Origin of the sequence: Sphingobacterium deserti, from assembly GCF_000757725.1 — a bacterium.
GTDB classification, from domain to species: Bacteria; Bacteroidota; Bacteroidia; order Sphingobacteriales; family Sphingobacteriaceae; genus Sphingobacterium; species Sphingobacterium deserti.
The window spans coordinates 159,327-184,311 of sequence record NZ_JJMU01000021.1 but is presented as its reverse complement, the minus strand read 5'-3'; the positions used below and the strand labels follow the sequence as shown (position 1 = coordinate 184,311).

The following is a 24,985-nucleotide window of genomic DNA, read 5'->3' as shown; positions in this document are numbered from 1 at the left end:
CATTATGGTTTTGAAAATTGTATAAGCTGTTCGTAGTACTCGCTAAGTAGCAATGACAAAGAGTTGACAGCAGCGTCAAACTCATTTTGGTCTAGGTTATGTACCTGTAGGGTATATCTGAATATAACCTTCTTGCCATCCTCCGTTAACGCGAATCCGCCGTGAATAATATCCCTGTTTTTTATGAGCAGAGCTTTGAATGTGTCCATGTCATCCCCAGCTAGCGTGAAAAGGTATAGTTCAAAAATGATGATCGGTGGTGCTACGCCCACAATTAAATTGCGGATGCCATCGGCATCGCTTTCTATAATAAAAAAGCCCTCCTTTTCATTCTTTTGACTGATTGAAAAGCCCATGTGTTCTATATATTTTTCAACCTTTTGAAAGTGCATCTGCTAATTAAATTGTATATTTGCTTATAATCTTTGCATAAAGATATGAAATGCAAAAATATTTTGCAAATAAAATTACAATATTGTTTGAAATTATTTTGGAATGAGTCAGATTGGAACGAACATAAAGAAGTTGAGAAAGGTGAAAGGGTTGAGCCAACAAGCATTTGCTGATTTGTTTGCGCTGACGAGGGGGAACATTTCTTCTTATGAAGAATTTCGTGCTGAGCCTAAGATTGAAGTGATGTTGCAGATTGCAAAATATTTTAGCATACCTATAGCGGAGTTGCTGCAAAAACAGCTTACCGTGAATGAGATTCTAAACTTTGAAGACTATTTTCCGATAGATGCTGTAGGTGCCGATGCCGACAACTTGACAAAAATCCTGTTTTACGACCGTGATTATTTTCGTCAAAAAGAGATAATGGCGGGAGGTAACGCCCGGATCCGTTTTATACAGTTGCCGTTGGATAGCAATAACAAATTGCTGGCCGTGGAAACTAGTTCATTCGTTCCACATCCTACCGACTTTCCCATCGCCGAGCATTCTATTTTGATTTTTGAGCAGGTGACGCTGGAGATTCTGCATACATTGGACAATCATATTGGATACTTTGATGGGGATACGCCGTTCTTTGGCAGTTATCAGGTAGGCGATGATATTTCTTTGGTCTTGAATGATTGGAAGAGAGAGATTTATAACGCCGAGGCTGCACCGCACTTCTGGAAGCTGTTTGGGAAGTTTGAACGGGTGTTGTAGGATGTTTCAAGCACCGATATATCGCTTTTGGGCTTATCTGCAGCTAAAAAGGGAAAAAATGTTTCATCAAGGTCGGAGCAGACCACGCGATCAATCCTGTTGGGAAAAAGGTGTGTTTTCATAAGGGTGAATTAACAAATTATATTCCCTGGAATTTATTAACACAGGACGGTATTAAATAGTCGGTTTATGCTTTTGCATAGTCTCTTTTAGTTTTCGTTTTAAGATTTGTTCGTATTCTGGCGATGACTGCATATCCACGCTATACATGGATAGATTGTCGTATAGGCTTTCATACGTCTCTTTGGAATAATTAATTTTAAAAGTTTCAATCGTTGCTGGAGGAACCAGTTTTGAAATTTCGTTTCCGAGCAGCGCTCCACCAATCAGTACGCCGCCCATCAAAACTTGTTCACCTAGTGAAGCTTCTTCGTCATCTATAACCGTCGGATTTCCATATATATCCTGTCCAGTATTGTTTGAACTACGTGTGTATTCGGGATCAACAATAATGTCTAAGCCAGTCTGCGCAATGTTCTGAAAAACAGGAACATTTCTCTTTTTGTCAAATTTGATTTTCAAAGACTTAATAATAGTCACTGCTATCTTAGTGCTTTCCCTCTCTGTTAGAATGATGATATGATCTGGCCCGGCATGCTGAAAAAGACCTTTTAACATGCCTTTATTGGTCTTGACACTTACACGGTAAAGAGATATCTCCCGCTCACCAATCTTCTGAGTTTTTTGGGCCTTTAAGGAGGACACGGTAAAAACCAATACTGTAAAAAATAGGCAAGCAATAATTGATATGTTTTTGGTGGATACCAAAGCTTGACGGCAATGCGTTTTCATATGTTTAGTAATTATTCCGTAACTGGCCACTGTTAGCGTTAATGAATTTTCTCCTATCTGTTGCGCGGATACTCCTGTATCCAATTGAAATTCTGTTGCATTAATTCAAAGTCTGCAGGATTTTGTTTGATGAATTTGACATCCTCCCTTAAGTCGCTTGATTTGTTGCTTAGAATAATGTCCCCATTATCCAATATGGAATAATTAAATGTATGGTTGTTCAACGATATCGTCTTCGCCTTAGCGTCTATTGCAGGGGTTATTTTCTCTTTCTTGTAATACTCATCCCTAACGGTGACATATTCTTCATATTCAAAAACTATGTACTTCCAATCATTCAATGTCAGGCCTTCTTTACGATCTCCGCTTTCGATCAGGTATATTCCATACAGTGGTGATTTTTTATAATAGTGATCAATTAACTTCTGTCTAGTAAAAATGCTGTTGACTTGCTGAAAAGCGAAAATTCCTATTGCCGCTATTTTGATCCCCGTGGCCATTTTATTTTTCCAGCGTTTCTTAAAGGTGATTCTGTTGCTAGTTTTTATACGAATAGATTTTCCGAGGATGAAAAACTTGTACAGTGCTTTACTGTGTGGCAACAGTAGAAAAAGCGATAACGTAAACAAAGTCGTAGCGATTATTTTCACGGGAACATCAAAAAAATAATTGGTTGTCATGATGTTGATGCTGACAGTCATGGTTATTAAAGCCCCTAGGACCATTGTTTTCCGAAACAAAAGAAGGCCTGCTAAAATTTCTACGATCCCGACAAAAATGTTATAACTTTTCGAATACCCGAAGTACGTCCACGCTAGACCCATAGGAGAAAATTCGTGCAAAGGTTCCATCAATCTGTTTAAGCCAGGAGGAGGCATTTGCGCGTGACATAGTTTGATAACCCCGTAATTGATCAACATAAATGCGATGTAATAACGTGTAAAGGTAGTTAACCAATAATAGCAGGCATCGTAGGTTCTTCGGTTCCTATCTGCCAAAGACCAAATGATCGTGCCAATTACCGCCCAAACAAAGATAATAAGTAAAGTTATCCAATCGTAAGAGGTGTCGCCGCTACCATTTGTAACGATGGAGTAGTCGTAATTATATTGCAGTATGTTTTTTGCGAACCAAGGGGTGAAATCGTGCATCACATACAGCAAGGGCTTATTAATAATGTTAAAGAATGGGTAAGCGCCATTATTCATTATTAAAATGATCGACAAGATAAAGATAAATGAAAATCGAAATCCTATTTTTTTTGGTACACTCCAGTGGTAATGTGTCATAAACAAATATTTCTAATTTCGCTAAACATGCATAAAACCTGCCTATTATTTATCGATGATCGCATTTTTATAGCTCGATATCTACAAGTGATTGTTGGTTTGCGATAAAATTAATTAAAAAATTTTATTATTTGCTTGTGAAAGATGGGTTGGTTAATCGAATAGAAATTCCAGATCACGGAAATTTTGGTATTAGCGTGATTGTTTAAAAGTATTGGGTAATATCTAGGAAAAAACTGGAGAGGTTTAAGCCATCTCCAGTTTTAAAAAGCGTGCAGTTTCGTTCTTTTTCTGCTTGATCAGATCGTCTGGCAGCCCGGCAAACATCAGTTGTCCACCGTTCTTTCCGCCTTCCGGGCCCATGTCAATCACCCAATCGGCTGTTTTCACGACATCCAGATTGTGTTCAATAATCAATACGGTATTGCCTCGGTCGACTAAGCGATTGATGACGCCAAGCAAGACGTTCACATCCTCGAAGTGTAAACCGGTCGTCGGCTCATCCAGGATGTAAAACGTATTCCCCGTGTCTTTCTTCGAAAGCTCTGTAGCGAGCTTGACACGTTGTGCTTCACCGCCAGATAGGGTAGTGGATGATTGCCCTAGGGTGATGTATCCCAAGCCTACATCCTGTAACGTTTTTATCTTACGATAGATCGAAGGGATGTTTTCAAAGAAATCCACAGCCTCGTCAATACTCATATCCAGCACATCAGAGATGGATTTTCCGCGGTAACGCACCTCGAGTGTCTCCCGGTTGTAGCGCTTACCCTGACAGGTTTCGCAAGGCACCTGCACATCCGGCAAAAAGTTCATCTCGATGATCTTCATGCCCGCGCCTTGACACGTTTCACAGCGGCCGCCTTTCACATTGAACGAGAATCGGCCAGGTTTATAGCCTCGGATTTTTGCTTCCGGCAGTTGCACATAGAGGGTCCGGATGTCTGAAAAGACACCCGTGTAGGTCGACGGGTTAGACCGCGGTGTGCGGCCGATAGGGCTTTGGTCAATTTCGATAACCTTATCCAGATGTTCCAAACCTTCGATAGATTTGTGAGGCATCGGAATAGTCTTTGCCCGGAAAAAGTGTTTGTTCAATATTGGGTATAGGGTGCCCGTAATTAAGCTGGACTTTCCAGATCCGGAGACACCAGTTACTAGAATTAGCTTGCCCAGCGGGAAATCAACGCTTACATTGCGGAGGTTATTTCCCGTTGCGCCTTTCAGCGAAAGTGTTTTTCCGTTACCGGCGCGGCGCTCTTTCGGTATGGCTACTTCACGTTGACCATTGAGGTAGCTCGCGGTCAATGTGTCCGCTTTCATAATCTCTTTTGGCGTACCTTGCGCAACGACACTGCCGCCATGCACACCCGCTTCCGGTCCCATGTCAATCACATAGTCGGCATGGAGAATCATATCCTTATCATGCTCCACCACCAATACCGAGTTGCCAATATCGCGTAAATTTTTCAATGAATTTATTAGGCGCTCATTATCACGTTGGTGCAGGCCGATGCTTGGCTCATCCAAAATATAAAGCACATTAACCAATTGCGAACCTATTTGTGTCGCTAGGCGTATACGTTGCGCTTCGCCACCGGACAGCGTTTTTGAAGAACGATCTAAAGTCAGGTAGCTTAAACCCACGTCGAGCAAAAAGCCTATTCTCGTTCGGATTTCTTTCAGAATCTCTGCGGCAATGGTATTCTGCCGATCGTTCAAGCGATCTTCAATTCCCTTAAACCAATCCTGCAAGCTATCGATATCCATTCCCGCGAGCTCAGAAATGTTTTTGTTATCAATTTTAAAATGTAGCGATTCCTCCTTCAGGCGCGCTCCTTTACAAGAAGGGCAGGTTACTTTTGTCCGGAAATCATCTAAAACCGGTGCATCGTCACCGCCTTTGCCATTTATTTCCTCCAGCATTTTGAAGATTCCGGAGAATTGTACTTTATATTCTCTAGATCCGTAGCTTCCATAAGATACGGTGAGGCTGATAGGCTCTTCACCGCCGAAAAGCAGCGTGTCAAGTTGTTCCTTGCTTAGCTTCTCGATGGGGGCGGTCATGCTGAAATCTAATTTCTTCGCAACAGCCTTTACCACTTGAAAGGTCCACGATTCACGTGCTGCTCCCAATGGTAGTATCGCCCCTTTCTGGATACTCAGCTTTTTATCAGGAATAACAATGTCCTTATCGATTTCAAAAATATAGCCTAAGCCGTCACATCGGGAACATGCGCCATACGGCGAATTAAAAGAAAAGGTGTTTGGCTGCGGTTCATCGTAAGAAATGCCAGATTCCGCATCCATAAGATAGCGGCTAAAGAAGTGCTCTCGCCCTTCTTTGTTCGCAATTTTAATAATTCCTTTTGCCGTCTTCATCGCTTGCATAACCGACGTGTACAAGCGCTTTTTATCCCCTTCAGACGCATACAGGCGGTCAACTACCGTTTCAATATCGTGTATCTTATATCGATCCACCTGCATCTTGGGTGCAATATCAAGTATCTCTCCATCGACACGTACTTTGGTAAAGCCCTGCTTCCTGATTTGTTCAAACAGCTCGCGGTAATGTCCTTTACGGCCTTTTACGACAGGCGCCAAGATATATATCGGCTCATCTTTGAACTCTTCCATGATCTTATCCACGATCTGCTCTTCAGACATGCGCTGCATCAATTTACCGGTAGCGTAGGAATAAGCTTCGCTGGCACGGGCATAGAGTAGGCGCAAGAAGTCGTAAATCTCGGTAATGGTGCCTACTGTTGATCGTGGATTTTTGTTTGTGGTCTTCTGTTCGATAGATATTACCGGGCTCAAACCCGATATTTTATCTACATCTGGTCGTTCCATGCCACCGAGAAATTGCCGGCTGTAGGCCGAAAAAGTTTCCATATAGCGGCGTTGTCCCTCCGCATAGATGGTGTCAAAAGCTAATGATGATTTGCCGCTTCCGCTAAGCCCGGTAATGACGACAAGCTCGTTTCTTGGAAAACTGATATCAATGTTTTTCAAGTTGTGTACACGGGCGCCGAATACCTCAATCTCTTTCTGTTCACCTAAATCAATGTGGTTGTTCTGCTTGGAGGAACTCATGGTGTTTTGTTCTGAATTTTGCAAGTTACAAAGGTACAGAAATTTAAACGGACTAATACGTCCGACGGTGGCGTAAAAAATAAATTGTGAAATTTAAATGATAGGTGAACTGTTTGGCTGATATTTCGTATTATTGAGTAACTAAACGGGAATTAACTTTGAAAAAAATAGACCTTACAAAGCAGGAAAAAGATTTGGTGGAGCACGTGTTGGCGCACTGGAAGGATACCGAGTTGCTTGATGCTGCGAAGGTGGAGGAACTTAAAATGTCTATTGACGAGAAAGGATTTGAATGGAAGATCCTTGCCCGATATGCGTTTTGGGTAGCATTGGTTTCTCTTGTTTTTTCAGTACTCTCACTTTTCGCTGACGATGCGCTTGTCACCTTCGTCAAGCAGTTTTACGAAACACCGAATATCGTGTTCTGCTTATTCTTTGCCGGCTTGGCTGTTCTGTTTTATGTGTTGGGTTTCCGGAACAAGAAGAAATATCCCGAAAAGACCTTTTCTAACGAGACCATGATGCTTGCCGGCTCATTTTCTACTGCGGCATGTATCGGTTTTCTGGGGCAGGTTTTGGATCGTAACACCAGTCAATATACGCTCCTGTTTTTATTATCTATTGTAATTTATGCCGTGCTATCTGTCAAACTAAATTCTAGGTTGATCTGGGTTTTCACACTGGTAGCGCTGGGTATTTGGTTTGCGACGGAGACTGCCTCGCACAGCAATTGGGGCTTCAAGTTTTGGGGAATGAATTATCCCTTGCGCTTTACGCTGTTCGGGTTGTTGCTAACTGCATTTTCCGTGTGGGGCCAACCTAAGGTAAAATCACTTCAACCATTCCAATCCACCAGCTACGTAGTCGGGTTGCTGTATAGCATGATCGCGCTGTGGTGCCTGTCGATCTTTGGTAATTACAGTAGTTTTGATGCCTGGACACAAGTAAGACAATACCATATTCTGTATTGGGGCGTATTAGCCGTTGCTCTTTCCCTTGCGCTAGCGCTGTATGGCATGAAAACGAAAGATACAGTGTCCAGAGATATCGGCTTTGTATTTTTTATACTTAACCTGTACACGCGATTTGTGGAATACCTCTGGGACAATATCAACCGGACGATTTTCTTTCTGCTCTTGGCCGTATCATTTTGGTTTGTTGGACGGTGGGCTGAGAAAGTTTGGAGTAAAGATCAGTCTATGCGAAGGTGATGCTGTAGGTGATGTCCACACCGCCGGCAGCCAACATATCATGCACCGAGCAATATTTCTTAACCGCTAATTCGGCCGCCTTTTGTGCTTTCTCTTCGTCTATGTCACCCTTGAGTGTAAATGTGATGTGAATATGTGTAAATATGTTCGGAATTTCCTCGCGCCGTGTGCCTTCCACTTCCACGTGAATATCTTCTATTGGCTGCCGCTGTTTTTTAAGGATGCTGCTCAAGTCAAATACGCTGCATGATCCGAGCGCCATCAAAACAAGCTCCATCGGGCGAACGCCTTTACCTTCTCCGCCAATGCTCTCTGACCCATCTATATTCACCTTGATGGATGATAACTCGCTTGATGCTTCAAAATGCACAGCATCGTTTTTACGATCTAATTGAATTTTCATAGTTCTAAATTTTACCGAACGCTTCGCACGTTACAAGCTTCCTTGCTCCGTAATGCTAAGTCATCGCGCTTTTAACGTCCGTTCAAACATAGATAAATTGCAGGTGATATGCAATATAATTGAATGCTGTGTGCGATTAATTTTACGGCCTAAACATTTCCGCATTGGGACTAGAATAGCCTTTTATCGATCGGAGCAAACGTGCGCCTGCTTGGTTCTGATTGTTAAGGTATTCAAAAGCGCATGGCTTTACAAAAACCAAAGCCCGGCGTTGTATTTGCCGGGCTTTGCCAAAAGTATGCTGAGTTGTGATGCTTAGGGGAACTTCACACCTCGATATTTTGTAGCATCAACCTTCGGTAATCGACTTCCATACTTATTGTTTATGGCATCAATAAAAAGGTTGGCAATTAATGCATTTCCCATGGGGGTCAAATGTACGCCATCCAAAGAGAATGCGTTTCCTGTGATAAAAGATGCGTTAATACCGACCCCATTATATATTATTCCGGGGTTTTTCACGTTGTTCAGAAAGGCTTGTGCATCCGCTACCGCCAAATTTTTATTGGCAGCGGTTGTTTTAATGATTTCATTGAAAGCGTTTACCCTTTCGGTAATTTCGACAATCTCATCCCTGTCCAGCGCCAATTTATCTTCCAGCGGATTTAATGGACTTAAGCCGTAACCCGGGATGCCATTTCGTGTTTTTCCCAGCGTATCTGTCGGGAACGTGAGGGTAAATAGATCTTCACTTGTTGCTGCACGGGGGCCGGCAGCCGTCGAGATAAAAATGCGGGTAAACTGCCCGTTGGTGCTTGCTGAAACGCCCGCTTCCAAACGCGCCGTAGTTACGGTGGTGAAAAACGGAACGCTGGTCACTGTCGGAATAGTCGCTACAACGCCCTTCTTATCGCCTTCAGTCAGCGTATTAATGAAGCGATTGTACAGTGCACTAAAGGTCGCTACGCTGGTCAGCGCCGTAGTGGGGTTTTGAGGGTCAGTGTATCCGCCATTGCTTGCATAGCCTAGCACATCGTTATTACCAAGCCAAAAGCTAAAGAACGTGTGGTTTCTGTTGCTGACAAAGTCAAAGTAAGCCTTAGTGTTCACATCTGCATCGGGCAGAAGGCGCTCATAATACATGTTCAGCGATCCAAATTCCGGTATAAATGCTAAGTCAAGCCGCATGCCCGGCACGCCTAGATTCTCAACTTCATCTGTGAATTTTGTCAATCTGCCGGGCGCACGATATCCCAAACTGCTCGTTACATTTGCTGTTTGGGGTTGGCCATTCACCAAAGCCGTCAACTGCAGATATCCAGATCCATTGCGCTGCTCCTCGGAAAAGAACGGGCTGCGAAATTGGCCGCCGCCTGCCTGCCTCATTTGTTCCGCTATCAGGTTTGGAAAAGCTACTTGTTGCCCTTCCAGGTAAAGACCTCCATCGGCAAATCCCGCGGTTAGAGAATTACCAATGGCGATGTATTTTGAAAAATCAGCCTCACCAGGGCGTGCTTCGAAACTGTCTATTTCCGGTTTACAGGAAGAGAAAGCAAGGGCAAGTAAGCCTATATTGATCCATGTGTAGTTAAATACCTTTTTCATAGTTTTTACCATTTGTAAGTTAACATTATACCCGGTGCATGGATGTTTGTTTTATATGTTCCGGAGAGACCAGTGCCTGCACTTGTTACGGTTCTTTCTAGGAGATGTTGAAACACATAGGCTCCCGTCAGATCCCAACGATCATTGATGTCATAGGTAAAACCTACAGAGCCCATTACACGGTTGTTGTCAGGCGTTTCTGGCGACACGTAAGGTCCGCGGACGGGAGAATAGACATAGCCTGCTCCTGCGCGAAGTGTCAAGTGATCTGTCGTTTTGTAGTTTACACCTACCTTGCCGGAAAATGCATTTTCATATTTCTTTACTTGGCGCGTGTCTTCAAGCACGGGCGTATTGTCCCGGTAATCGAAAACGAGCTCTTTGTAAATGTCGTAACCGATGATAGTCGCATCAGCGGCGATATCTACTTTCTCGCCGACAGGGAACGCCAATCCGACGTTAAAAGACGCCGGGAGGGGTAGTTCGGAGTCGAATGTGGTGTTTGGAAATGAGGATGCAAGAGCCGGCGGCACCGTAAATTCGGCATCACCATCACGTAGTTTCGTAACTACTTTGGAGCGGTAGCTTAGCGATACGGCAAACTCATTTTCCAGATGGTAGTGCACCCCAACGTTAAAGCCCATTCCTGTCCCTGTTCCGGTCAGTTGCGCTTGCGCCATTTGTCCGTCTGCTCCTGTTAGCGGTAGCGAACGCGAAAGATCTACTTGCCCGATGTTGTAGACAAAACCACCGCCTATACCGAAGTTTTCCGTGATCTTAAAACTTAGCGTAGGCTGAATAAAAATGGCGCGCAGCTCTAAATGGTTAAGCTCGTAACGACCAGGCCATTCCGTGCCCCAGTTCACCGAGCCCCCGAAAGGCGTGTACACCCCGATACCGGCTTTCCACCACGAGTTTTTAGGGCCAAATGCTGCAAATGCTGAAAAAGGAGGTGTGATCTTAAATTTCGTGTTATGCACATCGTTGCTGTTCAATTCGCGAAAAGCCGATCGATACATGACGCCGCTTGCGCCAACAGAAATGGCGTTGTGATCCATTTTTGACAAAGCGCCGGGGCTGTAAAAGATAGAAGCTTCATCGATAAAGAGGGCAGAACCGGCGCCCGACATGCCCACAGCTTTTTGGCTTTGTGTGTTTACTTGCGAACCTTGCGCCCACAATAGTGCCGGGCTGGCTAGCATCAATCCGAGTAGTAATCTTTTCATACAAATACTTTTTGGTTAGCGGATTTTTACAAATAAAATAATATGCTAACATAGTATTTTAATATCGGGAAAACAAAATTTTGGCGAAAATAAATAAATCTAGCCCACCTTTTTGGTGGGGTATAATTTTATAAACGTGATGTCGATGTTTTCTGCTTTCCAAACATGTAGGTGGCCGCGTTCGGTGAATAATGCAAAAATCATTCCTCAAAAGTTGCCGGGGGCGATGAGAAAGATGCGATGTCGTGCAGCGTCTAGACAGCAAAAAGGCTGAACCTTAGAAAAAAGAAAAAAACATATCAATTTACTAGACTAAAAAATTAAATTTGCTCATCATGGAAAAGGATCAATCTAGAATCATTCGGGAGCAGGTGCCGCGTTCAGCGACTCGTGAGCATTCAGCTCCGCTATATTTAACATCGAGCTTTATATTTGATAGTGCAGAGCAGGGTCGGGCTATCTTTGCAGAGGAAGAAGAGGGGATGGTTTATTCGCGTTATGCCAATCCGAATACTACCGAATTTATCAATAAGGTTTGTATTCTTGAAGGCGCAGAGGCGGGGCTTGCTTTTGCTTCGGGCATGGCAGCTGTCTTTGCATCGTTCGCCGGATTTATACAGAACGGTGATCATATCGTTTCGTCGCGGGCTATATTCGGATCTACGCATCAGTTATTTACACAGTTGTTTCCTCGCTGGGGCGTGACACATACTTATGTGGATGCGGTAGATAACGAAGCTTGGGAAAAGGCTATTCAACCAAACACTAAGATCGTATTTCTCGAATCGCCGTCTAATCCAGGGTTGGAATTAGCAGATCTGGCATTTCTTGGCCAGCTTAAAGCAAAATATCCACACATCATATTTGCTATCGACAACTGCTTCGCCACACCCTATCTGCAAAAACCTTTGGATTACGGATTTGACCTGTCTATTCACTCGGCGACAAAATATATGGATGGACAAGGTCGTGTCTTAGGTGGCGTAATTGTTGGCAAACAGGACCTTATAGATAAGCTTATGTTTTTTATACGGCATACAGGGCCGGCGATGTCACCGTTTAACGCATGGGTATTGTCGAAAAGTATAGATACATTGGGCTTACGGATGGATCGCCATTGTAGCAATGCCTTGGCACTAGCCGAAACGCTGGCCGAACATCCTGAAATCGATGATGTGAAATACCCTTTTCTGCCTTCCCATCCACAATATCAGCTTGCTACTCGGCAAATGAAAGCCGGTGGTGGTATCGTTACTTTTGAAGTCAGAGGCGGAAAAGAAAGGGCATATACGTTTTTGGATGCTTTAAAAATGATCTTGTATACCTCTAACCTTGGCGATGCACGGTCCATAGCCACACATCCAGGTTCCACAACCCATTCCAAGCTATCTGAAGAAGAACGGTTAAATTTGGGTATTCGACCCGGAAGTATCCGTTTGTCTGTCGGCATAGAAGACAAAGAAGATATTATAGGGGATATCCTTCAAGCGCTCGACGCATCAAAATAGGCGGTATTAATCTTCAAAAGTAGGAGGAAAAACACACAACATTGTAAACAGTCAAACTTGAAATGATGACGAAGCAATCTACATTTCTTAAAGTGTAAGATTGCTTCGTCGTCGTTTTTGCCTCCCGCCATCACGTAGACGACATGCATTTTTTCATGGCTACTCCTCGCGTAGCTGAAAAGCGTGATACAGCTATACTGCTGCTAAAGCCTTCTCGTAATTTGGTTCTTCCGCAGTTTCTGCAACCTGCTCTGTGTAGGTAACGGTGCCCTCTTCATTAATAACCACGACTGATCTGCTTAACAAGCCTGCCAATGGTCCATCAACAATTCTAAGCTGGTAGGCTTCCGAGAAGTTGTTGTCTTTATATTCCGAGAGTGATACGACATTTTGGATGCCCTCCGCTGCGCAAAAGCGACCTTGCGCAAATGGGAGGTCACGGGAGATACATAAAACAATTGTATTTTCTAATCCTGCCGCTTCCTCGTTGAATTTTCTGACGGACGCAGCGCAAGTTCCCGTATCTACGCTCGGGAAAATATTTAAGATCACTTTCTTGCCTTTAAAATCGCTTAAGCTTTTTTCAGATAAATCGCCTGCTGTTAATTTAAAATCTGGAGCTGATGATCCAACTGTAGGCAATTCCCCTTGGGTATGTATTGCTGTTCCTTTAAATGTAATTTCTGCCATTCTTTTATGTGTATATATATCTGTATGAAGATACGAAATAAAATTAGATCGATGCTTCGAATGCCAAATTAGATCTGCCCTGTCGCTATTTTCTGAAACTGCTATAGGGCGGCGGGACCGCTAGACGAGCTAGAAATGTATGCGCTGAAATGATTTTATATCGTAATGAGGATGGGGGATACAGTCTGACTATTTTTGTTTAACCAGTTGTGCGGTTTGGGGTTTTTTACATAAGCCAATACCAGATTAGTGAGGTTTATATGTCTTTTTCTATTAATAAAGTCGCGCATAAGCTACATATATCTCCATTTATTAACTATCTCTTTGTATTAAGATAAATATTTATTCTTTTTGCGCAACTCAAACTTTTATCAAGAAACTATGGCTATTGATTTCCGAAAGCCAAAAATGAAACAAAGTAGATATGAATGAAACTAAAAATAATGATAAGAGGGTATATGTAGCACCGATGATTATGTGCGAAACCATTGTTTTAGAAGGAGGTATATCCGCCTCTTCGGCAACGATTATTCCTGGTGGGAGCGCAGATACTTTTTCTCCTAATGTCGAAGAATGGCAGTCAGAGATTCAGGAAAACGACATATTATTTTAACCTACAGACACATTAATAAAATTATTATTTGCAATGAAAGTATTTGTTAGCTTTTTACTGATTTTTAGCAGCCTATTCTCTTTGCTCTCCTGTTCGGGTAAACTGGGTGAAGATGGGCCAATAGATGCGAATACAGTCAGATTAACCGTAGAGGTTGGGGGGATTGAAGACTTGGCAATTGATGTTCCTGCAGCAAAGATGCAGCGTCTGGCGACGACTTCGCAGCCTAGTTTTGAAAAACGTGAAGCCCCCATAAGATCTTTATCTTCCGGCATTTTAGTTCAAGCTGTATCAGATGAAAAAAACCTTGCTGCTGGAGCGGTCACTTCCCGAAATCAGAAGGTTGATCGTGTTGTTTCCATGCAATCTAATCGAGGCAATACGGCGCGTCAAGTCATGGCGGAAGGGATGAAATATAGAATCCTGCTGTATGAAAAAGCAAGCGGCACATTTTACAGATCCTATGTTGCTACGGCTGGAACAAAGCTTGAAATTGATGTCGTGAAAAGCCAGGAATACAATTGGATCGCTTACTCGTATAACAATACAAAGGATGTTCCTTTGCCAGCGAGCACTGCATCGCCTACTATAAACACTCCTACCGACACCGAGTTACTGTACGCATCTGGCTCTGTCACCGCGGCACAGCAACAGGTTCCACTGCTTATCACGTTTGCGCACAAACTCGCTAAAATATCGCTGTCCCTCAATACGGAAGGCATGTATGCAGACATCGTGCATGTGAGGGCTGCGTTGGAAACTGCCGATTATGTGCGGTCTGGCACCTTTGATTTAAGAACCGGCCTTACTGGAAATTTAGTTTCACTTTCTACTAGTGAGATCGATTTTCAAGATGCGGATCCAAGTTCGAAAAATCTCAAGGTTGCGACCTTTTATACTGCAGATCCTGATAAGCTACGCGCTATCACTATCCAGATTTCGTCACTCTCCGTAAAGTATCCTAATGGAACTACTGAAGATGTCGTTACTGACGCTGCACCTATGCGATCGAGTTTTGGGCCGTACAACCCTGCCATAGGTAAGGAAGCAATAGCAAATTTGAACTTGTGGAAGGTGCTAAAAACAAAAAAAATGGTCCATGTTGGTCGGGTTGCTGGTTTTGGGTATTCTGCCAGTGATATGGCCTCCTATAATATGCTTGCAAATTCCAGAAACTTTGGAAACCTTTCGAGCAGCCTAGTTAAAATGCAGCCTTTTACACATGTTACTGTAAACGCAGATGGCCGGCTACTCTCGCAGCTAAATGCCGCGGTTAAGCCTGATATTATACTTATGGCAGTCTACTACAATATGAGTAGGGCCGAGATAGAGGCTTTGGCTGACTATACCAGGGCTGGGGGCGTGGTGTTACTCTTTACGGATAACGCCGGTGGCATACCAGAACAAAACGCCCATCTAGATTACCTGAAGAACGTTTTTAATACAACTAGTATTCAGAGAGGGTCTGTTGGTGGTGGCGGCTATGTATTCCCTTTGGCAAACCATGATGATATAATTCTTAATGGTCCATTTGGCGATATACGGTCTCGCGCTTGGGGTGAAGATGCATCTCTTACAACTATCTTGGAAGGACTTCCTGCAAGTGATGTAACGATTTACTCTGGCGCCTCAGCCGTAAATTCAACTACGGCCCGTACGGGTGCTACGATGTTTAAACATAATAGTCTTAATTTATTTTGGATAGGTGACGGTGGTTTTCTTTCCAATACTTCTGCACGTGGCAACGTGCCTTCATTAATTGCTTTTCCTTTCGCCACGGATCAAAACGACTTCCCTGTAAAGAAAAGCAGTTACGGAGTTGGAGGCAACGGACATGCTGCAGGAAGCTTAAGCGTTTATAATTCTGTCGTTTTTGCCAACGCCATGGCCTGGGCCGTTATGCGTGCTGAATTTTTTGGCATAAACTAATCTTCTATAGCAAAACGGTCATAGCACATCCGATTACTTCCAAAAGAGCATCTCGAGCAACCCGAGTATGCTCTTTTGGCTTTTTTAGATAAGTTGTCTTATGTGTGGCAACAAGAGCAACCTATTTGGTGCAGGGAACGTGTTCTTTTCAAAAAGTAGCCTGTAAGGCACATTTCATAATTTATTGCTATTTTCACTGACTCAAGTAATTTATAATGAAAAGATATAAATCGTTTTTGCTTTCGCTGATGTTTCCTGCCATGATCCATGCGCAAGATGGGCCTAGACCTTACGGCGCATTGCCTTCCGAACGTCAACTGCGCTGGCACGAGATGGAAACATATTGCCTGATACACTTTACGCCGACTACCTTTCAAAATAAAGAGTGGGGTTTTGGCGATGCTGATCCTGCTATTTTTAATCCGCAGCAATTTGATGCGAAGCAGATTGCCACTGCTGCGGCAGCAGGCGGGTTTAAAGGGCTGATATCCGTCGCCAAGCATCACGACGGATTTTGCTTATGGCCCACGGCTACGACCGATTATAGCATAGCAAGCTCTCCCTATAAAAAGGGAAAAGGCGATATGGTGAAAGAATTTATGGAAGCCAGTCACGAGCAAGGCCTGAAATTCGGTGTTTACCTATCGGCCTGGGATCGGAATGATGTGCGCTATGGCACACCTGCTTATGCGGAGGCTTATCGTGAGCAATTGACGGAGTTGATGACGCAATATGGAGCGTTGTTTACATCTTGGCACGATGGAGCCAACGGCGGAGATGGTTATTACGGCGGACGAAACGAAAAGCGGACGATTGACAGGACCACCTACTACGCATGGCATGAAAAAACCTGGCCTATTGTACGTGCAAAGCAACCTATGGCGATGATATTCTCTGATGTCGGGCCTGATATGCGTTGGGTAGGAAACGAGCATGGCTTTGCCGATGAGACCAGCTGGGCCACATTTACGCCCAAAGGTATAGATGGCAAACCTGCTGTACCAGGACAAGCTGATTATAGTGAGTCGCCCTCTGGGACGCGCAACGGGACGCATTGGATTCCAGCAGAATGTGATGTGCCGCATCGCGCAGGATGGTTTTATCATGCAGACCAAGATGCCAACGTCAAAACGCCTGATCAGCTTTTTGAAATCTACCTGAAATCTGTCGGGCGTGGTGGAAATATGAACCTCGGCTTAGCGCCCATGCCAGATGGTTACCTTCATAAAAACGATGTGAAGTCTTTGGCAGCATTTGGTGAAAAAGTAAGCAAAACGTTTGCAGATAATTTAGCAAAAGATGCGACGATAGTAGCATCTAACGTGCGTGCCAATTCGGAAAAATTCGCGGCAAAATGGATACTCGATAATGACCGCTATAGCTATTACGCTTCTGATGATAATGTGCTAACTCCTGAATTAGAAGTAACATTGCGTGGAGAAAAAGAGTTTGATATTATCCAATTGCGAGAAAACATAAAACTAGGGCAACGGATAGATAGTGTGGTAATTCAAGTGAATGATAGAGGAACATGGCAAAACCTTGCATCTGCTACCAGCATTGGAGCCAACCGCTTGATTAAGTTGAAAACCCCAGTAAAGGCATCCAAGCTTAAGCTTAAAATCTACGCGCCGGTAGCACCTACACTCAGTGAACTTGGGCTGTACAAGGAATTTACCGAACCTTTCTCATACGATGAAGCTGCTGCGGTGAAGACAGCGCTTTCCGCGAAAGAATTTCGGGTGAAGAGCAAGAATCGCTTGGTGAAAGCTTTCGATGGGCGGGCCGGTACTTTTGAAAGTATCACTGCATTTAGTGATGGTGTTGTATTTGAATTGGATCAACCTATTACTGCTCTTGCTTATTTGCCACGGCAGGATGGCAATAAGGAAGGACTTGTGTTAAACTATGAAATAGCAGGGAGTAGCGATGGCAAGAAATGGGAAACGATCAAAGCTGGGGAATTTTCTAACATTCAGGCAAATCCTGTAGAGCAGGCTATTCATTTCGAACCTGCATTCAGGTTTAAATTCCTTCGATTTACGCCTAAGGAAACCGTCGGGAAATCGTTCTCTGTAGCAGCCTTCACTTTATTTAAATAAGCAGTTACATGCGTAGGAATCTTCTTTTCGTTCTTTCTTTCCTAATTTTTGGCGCAGCCTATGGCCAAGATCTCACAATGTGGTATGATAAACCGGCTGCGCGATGGGAGGAAAGTGTCCCCTTGGGAAATGGACAAATCGGGATGATGCCGAATGGCCATGTGCATGATGAATCCATCGTGCTCAACGAAATTTCGATGTGGTCTGGCAGTCCTGAAGATCCTAATAATTACAATGCCCACCAAAGTCTCGGTAGCATTCAGCAACTGCTGTTAGAAGGGAAAAATGACCTTGCTGAGCACTTGGTTAATACAAACTTCGTGTGTAAAGGCTTGGGATCGGGTCATGGTGCCGGGGCTTCAGCACCTTATGGTTCTTTTCAAAATTTCGGCTTCCTCAACTTTCTGCATACTATCGAAGGGGAGGTGTCGGCTTATAAACGAACGTTAGATCTTTCAAAAGCAATAGCGACAACATCTTTTAAAGCCGGAGATACGCAGTATTTGCGGGAGTATTTCACATCGTTTGATAAAAATATAGCCATAATACGGCTCTCCGCAACGAAAAAAAATGCCATTACGTTTGCGACGCATTTCTATCGGGATGAAAATATCGCCGATATGCATGTCACGCAAGAGGACATGACTTGGTCGGGAAATTTACCGAATGGATTTGGAGGAAAAGGAATGGCTTTCGCTGGAAAGGTTAAGGTCTTGGCAAAGGGCGGCACGAAACTAGTATACGACCACCAAATTATTGTCAAGCAGGCTGATGAGGTATTGATTTATATCACGTTATCGACAGATTATTATAAACATGATCCAAAAACGGTAAACGACGAGATGCTGCAGGGGGCAGGAACCTGGCGATACCGCAAGTTGTTGGATCAACATCAGAAGAAGTACAGCCCCGTATTTGAAAGGGTTTCTTTACAGTTGGATGATGCGCAAAGCAAGCAGAACCAGCCAACGGATGTCCGTATCCGCAATTTTTACGACAATCCGAGTCAGGATAACGGCATGGCTGCGCTATATTATCAGTTTGGCCGGTACTTAAATATATGCAGTGCGGCTCCCCATGTGAAGGACGCGCTCCCGCCTAACCTACAAGGGCTTTGGGCACACGAAATACAGACCCCTTGGAACGGCGATTACCATCTGAATATCAATGCACAAATGAACCACTGGGGTGTAGAGACTGGAAATTTATCAGAGTACCATACTCCTTTTATAAATTTAATTAAGAGGCTAGCCATATCAGGCACAAAAACGGCAAAGGCATATTATGATGCCCCAGGTTGGGTGGTCTATATGATGACAAATGTTTGGGGTTACACAGCGCCCGGTGAGCAAGCCTCCTGGGGGGCAAGCACCGCTTCCGGATGGCTCTGTAATCACCTTTGGGAGCATTTCTTATTTACCCAAGATAAAAAATACCTGGCAGAAATTTATCCGGTTTTGAAAGGTGCCGCCGAGTTTTATCAGGCCACATTGGTGCGCGATCCCGGTTCAGGATGGTGGGTAACATCGCCTTCAGTGTCCCCTGAAAACGCCTTTCGATTGGCAAACGGCAAAACGGCATCAGTAGCTATGGGACCCACAATCGATAATCAAATTGTTCGCGAACTTTTTGAGTCGGTGTGCAAAGCAAATGAGATCTTGGAACTGAAGGATCCCTTTGCGCAGAAATTAACAGATCAACTGCGTGATGTGCCGCCTCCGGTCATTGTAAGTGCCTCTGGTCGCGTGATGGAATGGCTGGAAGATTATGAAGAAGTGGAGCCGACACATAGGCATGTATCACACCTTTACGGTCTTTATCCGGCATCCTTTATATCGCCCGTCACATCGCCAGAGTGGGCGGTGGCCGCGCGAAAAACATTAGAAGTTCGCGGAGACGAAGGGACAGGTTGGTCGCGAGCTTGGAAAATACTCTTTTGGGCGAGGCTTCACGATGGCAATCATGCACTGGAAATTTTACGGCAGCTGTTAAAGCCTGCCTTTGCTGACGAGACAAGTTACGATGGCGTAGGGGCGGGTACTTACCCTAACCTGTTTTGTGCACACCCCCCGTTCCAGATCGATGGGAACTTTGGTGGATCAGCTGGTATTGCTGAGATGCTCCTGCAGTCGCATGATGGCTATGTTCATCTGCTGCCGGCGCTGCCCAAACTATGGAAAAGCGGGAAGGTGAAAGGGCTTAAGGCGCGGGGAAATTATGCAGTAGATATCGTCTGGGAAGAGGGAAAGGTAAAAGACTATAAAATTCACGGAAAGAAAGGAGCCCGTGTAAAGCTCCTTGTTAATGGGGAAGAACGGATGGAAAAATTATAGCATATACTTATGTTCAATTTTATTATTTTTATAAAAATTGGACTTGTTATGAAAACTTTTTTTGTCTTTGCTAGCCTGTTGATTATTTGTTCTTTAAGTTGCCAGCAACCTGCTCAGCAAGCTGGCTCATCACAAGATACTACGGTTTTTCCAAACCTTGTTAACGTGCATATCACGGGCGATGTTTTACTGCCAGATAGTACGAAGGTGTTTATCAATTCCGATGACAACAGCATGCAGCCGCTGTTGTCCGGAGAGGTGCTGGACGGACGATTTGAGCTTCATGGTGAGTTGGCAGAGCCAAACTTCTACAACCTAGTGATCCAAAAGCAAAAGTTTAAGGTCTTTCTCGAAAATGGCAAGACGTATAAGTTTAAGGGGCAAGCCTCGGCAGGAGCCCTGCAAGCAGGACTTTTTGAAACGAATTCAGCGGCTACGAAAGACTACCAACAGATGCAGGAGATTTTGAAACAAGATATAGCAACCTTTAATGCCAAATATGCTGCCTTGCGATCCGCATTAGACAATCCGAAAACTTACCAAGCAGCTGTGGAACGCTCGGAGAAGATTGATCGCGAAAGAAAAGAACAGCCCGAGAAGTTGAAGCACCGCTATCTGCAGGATGACAAGATTGCGGACGCTTTCAAACTTTATTTGATAAAAGAGGATAAAATTAATAAGAGCAATTATAAAACTTACCAGACCATCTTAACAACCGTGCCAGACAGCTTAAAGGGCTTATCGCTATACAAGCAAGTCGCTACGAAGGTCGATGAAGTTGTGAATTTTTACGATAAGATGCCTGACTTTCCCGATATGCATCCGCGGAATGTACAAGGTGATAGCTTAAATTTATCGGCGTTTAAGAATCAGGGTACCTTGTTATTTGTTTTCTGGGGAAGTTGGAACAAGGAAGCGAAGTCGGATATTCAGCTGATTAAAGATAGCTCCGCCGCACTGAAAAAGCTTAACATTACACCTATCTTCCTGACCTGGGAAAAGGATTTTGATGCTTGGGAAAAGGCCAGTAAAGCCCTGTTATTAGGCCAGCATAATTACCGGCTAAATGCGACGGACCAGGATTTCGTCGTGAGGAATTATGCCGTGCGAACTTTGCCACACTACATGCTCGTTAACGCCGCTGATCTTTCTATCAAAAACTATAACTTTACGTATCCATTGGATGGGAGGCTGGAAAGCAAGCTTAAGGAGGAGCTGACGCCATAGCAAGCAAAGCAAATTTAGTGTTTCCGTTTTTAGTCGTTTAATATCTCTTATATTTCTTGATTAGTTGTAGGAGCTTTTAATAAGTGTTAGTTTCGGTTTACCAATTACAACTTGCTAAAGTAAAGTAATATGAAAAAACTAACCCACTTATTATGGTATAGCTTTTCTATTTTACTTATCATCGTTCATGCCAGTTCTTGTAAGAAAGATTTCGATTCAAAACACGATGGTAAAGAAAGGTATACTGTAGCGGTCAAGTTCCAGGAATTTGATCAGCTTATCCGCCCATTGCGTAGCAATTTGCGGGCGCAGACAAACCTATTTAGCAATGCTACAACATTGCGCTCACCCCAATCTGGCCAAGAGGGCTACCTCTACTATTGGTCTTTTAATCAATCGACGCTAGAGCCCGATATATTTGTAGCTGGCGGCTCATCCATTACCTTTAATGACGGCCAAATTCCAGAAACCTTTGCTACAGGTTGGGGTTTTGATACGTTCAATGCCGGCTTCGGATTAACAATCAGCGGTGCAACTGAAATTGTCTTAAAAATGCCGTTGTCTGGGGTTGCTCAAGTGCAGTCTTTCGGTTTGGATATCAGCTCTTCGGGCACAGGCCCCAAAGCCTTTTCGTTGTCTTATTCACAAGATGGGCGAAACTATACCGTCCTCAGCGAGGACAATCAATTTAGTAATACCAATACTGCGCATGCCAGAAGCACGTTTGTTTTTCCGCTGGAATCCTTGCATCTTGATTTGCGACGCAACCTGTTCTTGAAGCTTGTGCCAAAAGCTGGTTTTAGAGGTGAAGCCAGCGATTACCGGGAAGCGACGTCTGTCGTGAAGCTAGATAATATCCGGTTGACTGGAGTGACGGGGTTGCGGGGCGATGCGCCAATAAAAGCCTTGCACTACCATATTTATGAGGCCGACAGTAAAGATCTCGTCGCCTCAGGAGTATATGATTTTTCAGAACGAAGTCTTGCTGATTTCTCCTTGTCACTTCCCGCTGGGGACTACATTGCCTCGTATGTCAGCAATGAATCCCGAGAAAACTTAATGGTACCCGAGGCAGTGGCGGCATCGTCGCTTTACATTGGCAATCGCTTTTCCAATCATCAGGCGAGGATATTCGGGGTACTGGATACGTTCACTGTTTCGGGGGATATGGAGCGGGAGATTATATTACGGCGCTATTTCAGTCAAGTGAAGTTCGAGTTTACCGATGCGGCAGATTTGGGAAAGGTCGAAAAGCTCAGTATTACCAGACGACATGATCCGGAGTTCTATGCCCCTTTTAATATGTCGCTTGCTAACCCTATTCTTGATCAATCAGAGATCGTCGTCTATCCAGAATTCGTTCCTGCCGATCAGAGTATTTCTTTCCATCAATTCATTGGTGAGGTAAGTACGCCTTTTCCTTTAACCTATAGGGTGAATGCTTACGATGCCGGAGATGCGTTGTTGCGAAGTTTCGAAGTATCAAGTGCCGTAAGAAATAACATGCTGCTAATCTTCAGGGGGGCGTTACTACCGAATAATGAAGCTGGCGCAAATTTCCAGATACTCTTTAATGAAGATTGGGACGGGCAGGAAATCTCATCATTTGACTAATTTTTAATAGCGAGTCGTAGTTGTGCTATGTAGCAGACGGCCTACAACCTATACAGTAGGAGTATAGGTCGTAGACCGTCTGTTTTGAAAATTAGGGTCGCTTTACTTGCTGTTGATCCTCTATACAAGTTTTTCGAGCAAGTTATTCCAGCTCACCAGGTCTCCAATTATCTTGCCTAGTTCAGCAGCAGGCACACGTTCCTGCTCCATGCTGTCGCGGTGACGTATAGTAACGGTGTTGTCTTCCAGTGTTTGGTAATCTACGGTGATACAGAATGGGGTACCTATTGCGTCTTGACGGCGGTAGCGTTTACCAATCGCATCTTTCTCATCGTAGTTCATGTTGAAATCGAACTTCAGTTTCGCCAAGATCTCACGCGCTTTTTCCGGTAAGCCGTCCTTCTTTGTTAAAGGCAAGATGGCTGCTTTTATAGGAGCGATAGCCGGATGAAACTTTAATACGACGCGAGAGTCTTGTTTCTCTGGTGTCGATAAATCTTCCTGTTCAAGCGAGTTTGCCAAAACAGTTAAGAATAAGCGATCCAAGCCGATGGAAGTCTCGATAACGTAAGGGATATAATTCTGATTGATCTCCGGATCAAAATACTGCATTTTCTTCTTCGAAAATTCCTGATGTTGCTTCAAGTCGAAGTCCGTGCGGGAGTGGATACCTTCCACCTCTTTAAATCCAAACGGAAATTGATATTCAATATCTACTGCGGCATTAGCGTAGTGCGCAAGTTTTACGTGATCGTGATAGCGGTACTTATCCGGGTTTGATCCTAATGCTAGATGCCACTTCAGGCGAGCCTCTTTCCATTTCGCATACCACTCCAATTCAGATCCTGGGCGAACGAAAAACTGCATTTCCATCTGTTCGAATTCGCGCATACGCATAATGAATTGCCGCGCGATAACTTCATTACGGAAAGCTTTTCCAATTTGGGCGATACCGAACGGAATTTTCATGCGCCCGGTTTTTTGCACATTCAGAAAGTTGACAAATATACCTTGTGCCGTTTCTGGCCTTAAATAAACTTGCTCTGCACCATCGGCCATCGCACCCATCTGCGTGGCAAACATCAGGTTAAACTGGCGTACATCCGTCCAGTTTTTAGTGCCCGATATCGCGCATACGATATTATGCTCCTCAATAATTGTCTTCAATCGGGCAAGATCATCTGCGTTTAACGCATCATCCAGATCTTTCTGCAGTAGAGCAGCTTTTTCCGTTTTCCCATCTTTCTCGTAGCGATCTATCTTATCTTCAATCAGCTGATCGGCGCGGTAACGTTTCTTGGAATCTTTGTTGTCGATCATGGGATCGTTAAAGCCATCCACGTGCCCGGAAGCTTTCCATGTTGTGGGGTGCATAAATATTGCGGCATCGATACCGACAATATTTTCGTTTAGCTGCACCATAGATTTCCACCAATAGGTTTTTAAGTTGTTCTTCAGTTCAGAACCCAGCTGGCCGTAATCGTAAACCGCGCTTAAGCCGTCGTAAATTTCACTAGAAGGGAATACAAATCCATATTCCTTCGCGTGCGAGATAATATTTTTGAAAAAATCGTCTGTTTGCTTGCTCATAAGAGGCAAATATAAAAATTCCTGATTAGATATAAGTAGCTACAAGGTAGTATTTAGCGGCGTAAAAATTGCATCACTAACCCTGATAGAGATCCCGAATCTGTTGTGTAGCATTTTTGTTGTCCACTTTCTTGATTATATGTTCTATAATGCCTTTTTCGTTGATGACAAAGGTTGTGCGCGCGGTGCCCATATATTTTTTTCCATACATGTTTTTTTCCACCCATACGCCATAGTCGTTCACTATTTTTTGGTCTTCATCCGCAAGGAGGTGGAACGGTAGTTCAAATTTGCTGATGAACTTTTGATGAGACTGTTCGCTGTCTATACTTACTCCGATAACTTCAAAACCATCTTGCAAAAGTGCTTGATAATTGTCCCTGAAATTACAGGCTTCGGTGGTACAGCCAGAAGTGTTATCTTTTGGGTAGAAATATAAAATGACCTTTTTTCCTAGAAAAGATGATAAGTTGATGCTTTCTCCCGATTGGTTTTGTGCGATGATTTCCGGAGCTTTGTCGCCCACTGCTAATTCTGCCATTTTA

19 protein-coding genes are annotated in these 24,985 nt (G+C 43.9%); 9 read left to right on the top strand and 10 right to left on the bottom strand.

The window, feature by feature from the left end; genetic code table 11:
- Nucleotides 1–2: 2 nt before the first annotated feature.
- The gene (locus DI53_RS06285; protein WP_037496743.1) at nucleotides 3–392 is read right to left on the bottom strand and encodes a type III secretion system chaperone family protein; all 390 of its coding nucleotides are present in this window, start codon (nucleotides 390–392) and stop codon (nucleotides 3–5) included.
- Between the two features lie 103 nt (nucleotides 393–495).
- On the opposite strand from DI53_RS06285, the gene DI53_RS06280 reads away from it, so the two are divergent.
- The gene (locus tag DI53_RS06280; RefSeq protein ID WP_037496741.1) at nucleotides 496–1,152 is read left to right on the top strand and encodes a helix-turn-helix domain-containing protein; all 657 of its coding nucleotides are present in this window, start codon (nucleotides 496–498) and stop codon (nucleotides 1,150–1,152) included.
- A gap of 174 nt (nucleotides 1,153–1,326) precedes the next feature.
- On the opposite strand, the gene DI53_RS06275 is transcribed toward DI53_RS06280, so the two are convergent.
- From DI53_RS06275 to uvrA, 3 genes are all read right to left on the bottom strand, one after another.
- A complete protein-coding gene (locus DI53_RS06275; protein WP_037496738.1) occupies nucleotides 1,327–2,088 on the bottom strand; it encodes a hypothetical protein in 762 nt (253 codons plus the stop codon).
- Nucleotides 2,058–3,212 carry a DoxX family protein gene (locus DI53_RS19545; RefSeq protein WP_169741987.1) on the bottom strand — a complete coding sequence of 385 codons (1,155 nt, stop codon included), beginning with the start codon at nucleotides 3,210–3,212 and terminating at the stop codon, nucleotides 2,058–2,060. Before DI53_RS19545 ends, DI53_RS06275 begins: the two co-directional genes overlap by 31 nt.
- A 327-nt stretch (nucleotides 3,213–3,539) precedes the next feature.
- On the bottom strand, nucleotides 3,540–6,389 hold the full coding sequence (gene uvrA, locus DI53_RS06265) for an excinuclease ABC subunit UvrA (RefSeq protein WP_037496737.1): 2,850 nt from the start codon (nucleotides 6,387–6,389) through the stop codon (nucleotides 3,540–3,542).
- A 158-nt stretch (nucleotides 6,390–6,547) separates the two neighbouring features.
- Here uvrA and DI53_RS06260 point away from each other — a divergent pair, with 158 nt between their 5' ends.
- Nucleotides 6,548–7,600, top strand: a complete 1,053-nt coding sequence (locus DI53_RS06260) for a membrane protein (RefSeq protein WP_037496735.1) — start codon at nucleotides 6,548–6,550, stop codon at nucleotides 7,598–7,600.
- Here the strand turns inward: DI53_RS06260 and DI53_RS06255 are convergent.
- From DI53_RS06255 to DI53_RS06245, 3 genes are all read right to left on the bottom strand, one after another.
- Nucleotides 7,587–8,003: an OsmC family protein gene (locus DI53_RS06255; RefSeq protein ID WP_037496733.1), complete on the bottom strand. Its 417-nt coding sequence runs from the start codon at nucleotides 8,001–8,003 to the stop codon at nucleotides 7,587–7,589. The two genes, DI53_RS06260 and DI53_RS06255, sit on opposite strands and share 14 nt — an antisense overlap.
- 315 nt (nucleotides 8,004–8,318) lie before the next feature.
- A complete protein-coding gene (locus tag DI53_RS06250; RefSeq protein WP_037496847.1) occupies nucleotides 8,319–9,608 on the bottom strand; it encodes an SGNH/GDSL hydrolase family protein in 1,290 nt (429 codons plus the stop codon).
- Nucleotides 9,609–9,613: 5 nt separating this feature from the next.
- Nucleotides 9,614–10,834, bottom strand: coding sequence for an OmpP1/FadL family transporter (locus DI53_RS06245; RefSeq protein ID WP_037496731.1), 1,221 nt, complete (start codon nucleotides 10,832–10,834; stop codon nucleotides 9,614–9,616).
- A 335-nt stretch (nucleotides 10,835–11,169) separates the two neighbouring features.
- On the opposite strand from DI53_RS06245, the gene DI53_RS06240 reads away from it, so the two are divergent.
- Nucleotides 11,170–12,342 (top strand): trans-sulfuration enzyme family protein, encoded by a 1,173-nt coding sequence (locus DI53_RS06240; protein ID WP_037496728.1) that lies wholly within the window; start codon nucleotides 11,170–11,172, stop codon nucleotides 12,340–12,342.
- A gap of 192 nt (nucleotides 12,343–12,534) precedes the next feature.
- Here the strand turns inward: DI53_RS06240 and tpx are convergent, their stop codons facing one another.
- Nucleotides 12,535–13,032 carry a thiol peroxidase gene (tpx, locus tag DI53_RS06235; protein ID WP_037496726.1) on the bottom strand — a complete coding sequence of 166 codons (498 nt, stop codon included), beginning with the start codon at nucleotides 13,030–13,032 and terminating at the stop codon, nucleotides 12,535–12,537.
- Nucleotides 13,033–13,456: 424 nt separating this feature from the next.
- Here tpx and DI53_RS06230 point away from each other — a divergent pair, with 424 nt between their 5' ends.
- The 6 genes from DI53_RS06230 (at nucleotide 13,457) to DI53_RS06205 (ending at nucleotide 22,850) form a co-directional block, all read left to right on the top strand.
- Nucleotides 13,457–13,645 (top strand): hypothetical protein, encoded by a 189-nt coding sequence (locus DI53_RS06230; protein ID WP_037496724.1) that lies wholly within the window; start codon nucleotides 13,457–13,459, stop codon nucleotides 13,643–13,645.
- Nucleotides 13,646–13,678: 33 nt separating this feature from the next.
- Nucleotides 13,679–15,574 (top strand): fimbrillin family protein, encoded by a 1,896-nt coding sequence (locus tag DI53_RS06225; RefSeq protein ID WP_037496722.1) that lies wholly within the window; start codon nucleotides 13,679–13,681, stop codon nucleotides 15,572–15,574.
- Between the two features lie 215 nt (nucleotides 15,575–15,789).
- Complete coding sequence (locus DI53_RS06220) at nucleotides 15,790–17,676, top strand: alpha-L-fucosidase (RefSeq protein ID WP_037496720.1); 1,887 nt, start codon at nucleotides 15,790–15,792, stop codon at nucleotides 17,674–17,676.
- A gap of 8 nt (nucleotides 17,677–17,684) precedes the next feature.
- Nucleotides 17,685–20,009, top strand: a complete 2,325-nt coding sequence (locus tag DI53_RS06215) for a glycoside hydrolase family 95 protein (RefSeq protein WP_037496718.1) — start codon at nucleotides 17,685–17,687, stop codon at nucleotides 20,007–20,009.
- Between the two features lie 48 nt (nucleotides 20,010–20,057).
- Nucleotides 20,058–21,236: a DUF4369 domain-containing protein gene (locus tag DI53_RS06210; protein WP_157836751.1), complete on the top strand. Its 1,179-nt coding sequence runs from the start codon at nucleotides 20,058–20,060 to the stop codon at nucleotides 21,234–21,236.
- A 129-nt stretch (nucleotides 21,237–21,365) separates the two neighbouring features.
- Entirely contained in the window at nucleotides 21,366–22,850 is a 1,485-nt protein-coding gene (locus DI53_RS06205) for a hypothetical protein (protein ID WP_037496714.1), read from the top strand.
- Between the two features lie 120 nt (nucleotides 22,851–22,970).
- Here DI53_RS06205 and DI53_RS06200 read toward each other — a convergent pair whose 3' ends face one another.
- Nucleotides 22,971–24,440, bottom strand: coding sequence for a glycine--tRNA ligase (locus DI53_RS06200; protein WP_037496712.1), 1,470 nt, complete (start codon nucleotides 24,438–24,440; stop codon nucleotides 22,971–22,973).
- Nucleotides 24,441–24,516: 76 nt separating this feature from the next.
- The gene (bcp, locus tag DI53_RS06195) at nucleotides 24,517–24,981 is read right to left on the bottom strand and encodes a thioredoxin-dependent thiol peroxidase (protein ID WP_037496710.1); all 465 of its coding nucleotides are present in this window, start codon (nucleotides 24,979–24,981) and stop codon (nucleotides 24,517–24,519) included.
- Nucleotides 24,982–24,985: the final 4 nt, after the last annotated feature.

Excerpts from the sequence above, each read along its gene's own strand:
- DI53_RS06285 (WP_037496743.1), bottom strand. The coding sequence starts at position 392 with ATGCACTTTCAAAAGGTTGAAAAATATATAGAACACATGGGCTTTTCA.
- DI53_RS06280 (WP_037496741.1), top strand. The coding sequence starts at position 496 with ATGAGTCAGATTGGAACGAACATAAAGAAGTTGAGAAAGGTGAAAGGG.
- DI53_RS19545 (WP_169741987.1), bottom strand. The coding sequence starts at position 3,212 with ATGAATAATGGCGCTTACCCATTCTTTAACATTATTAATAAGCCCTTG.
- uvrA (WP_037496737.1), bottom strand. The coding sequence starts at position 6,389 with ATGAGTTCCTCCAAGCAGAACAACCACATTGATTTAGGTGAACAGAAA.
- DI53_RS06255 (WP_037496733.1), bottom strand. The coding sequence starts at position 8,003 with ATGAAAATTCAATTAGATCGTAAAAACGATGCTGTGCATTTTGAAGCA.
- DI53_RS06250 (WP_037496847.1), bottom strand. The coding sequence starts at position 9,608 with ATGAAAAAGGTATTTAACTACACATGGATCAATATAGGCTTACTTGCC.
- DI53_RS06245 (WP_037496731.1), bottom strand. The coding sequence starts at position 10,834 with ATGAAAAGATTACTACTCGGATTGATGCTAGCCAGCCCGGCACTATTG.
- DI53_RS06240 (WP_037496728.1), top strand. The coding sequence starts at position 11,170 with ATGGAAAAGGATCAATCTAGAATCATTCGGGAGCAGGTGCCGCGTTCA.
- tpx (WP_037496726.1), bottom strand. The coding sequence starts at position 13,032 with ATGGCAGAAATTACATTTAAAGGAACAGCAATACATACCCAAGGGGAA.
- DI53_RS06230 (WP_037496724.1), top strand. The coding sequence starts at position 13,457 with ATGAATGAAACTAAAAATAATGATAAGAGGGTATATGTAGCACCGATG.
- DI53_RS06225 (WP_037496722.1), top strand. The coding sequence starts at position 13,679 with ATGAAAGTATTTGTTAGCTTTTTACTGATTTTTAGCAGCCTATTCTCT.
- DI53_RS06220 (WP_037496720.1), top strand. The coding sequence starts at position 15,790 with ATGAAAAGATATAAATCGTTTTTGCTTTCGCTGATGTTTCCTGCCATG.
- DI53_RS06215 (WP_037496718.1), top strand. The coding sequence starts at position 17,685 with ATGCGTAGGAATCTTCTTTTCGTTCTTTCTTTCCTAATTTTTGGCGCA.
- DI53_RS06210 (WP_157836751.1), top strand. The coding sequence starts at position 20,058 with ATGAAAACTTTTTTTGTCTTTGCTAGCCTGTTGATTATTTGTTCTTTA.
- DI53_RS06205 (WP_037496714.1), top strand. The coding sequence starts at position 21,366 with ATGAAAAAACTAACCCACTTATTATGGTATAGCTTTTCTATTTTACTT.
- DI53_RS06200 (WP_037496712.1), bottom strand. The coding sequence starts at position 24,440 with ATGAGCAAGCAAACAGACGATTTTTTCAAAAATATTATCTCGCACGCG.
- bcp (WP_037496710.1), bottom strand. The coding sequence starts at position 24,981 with ATGGCAGAATTAGCAGTGGGCGACAAAGCTCCGGAAATCATCGCACAA.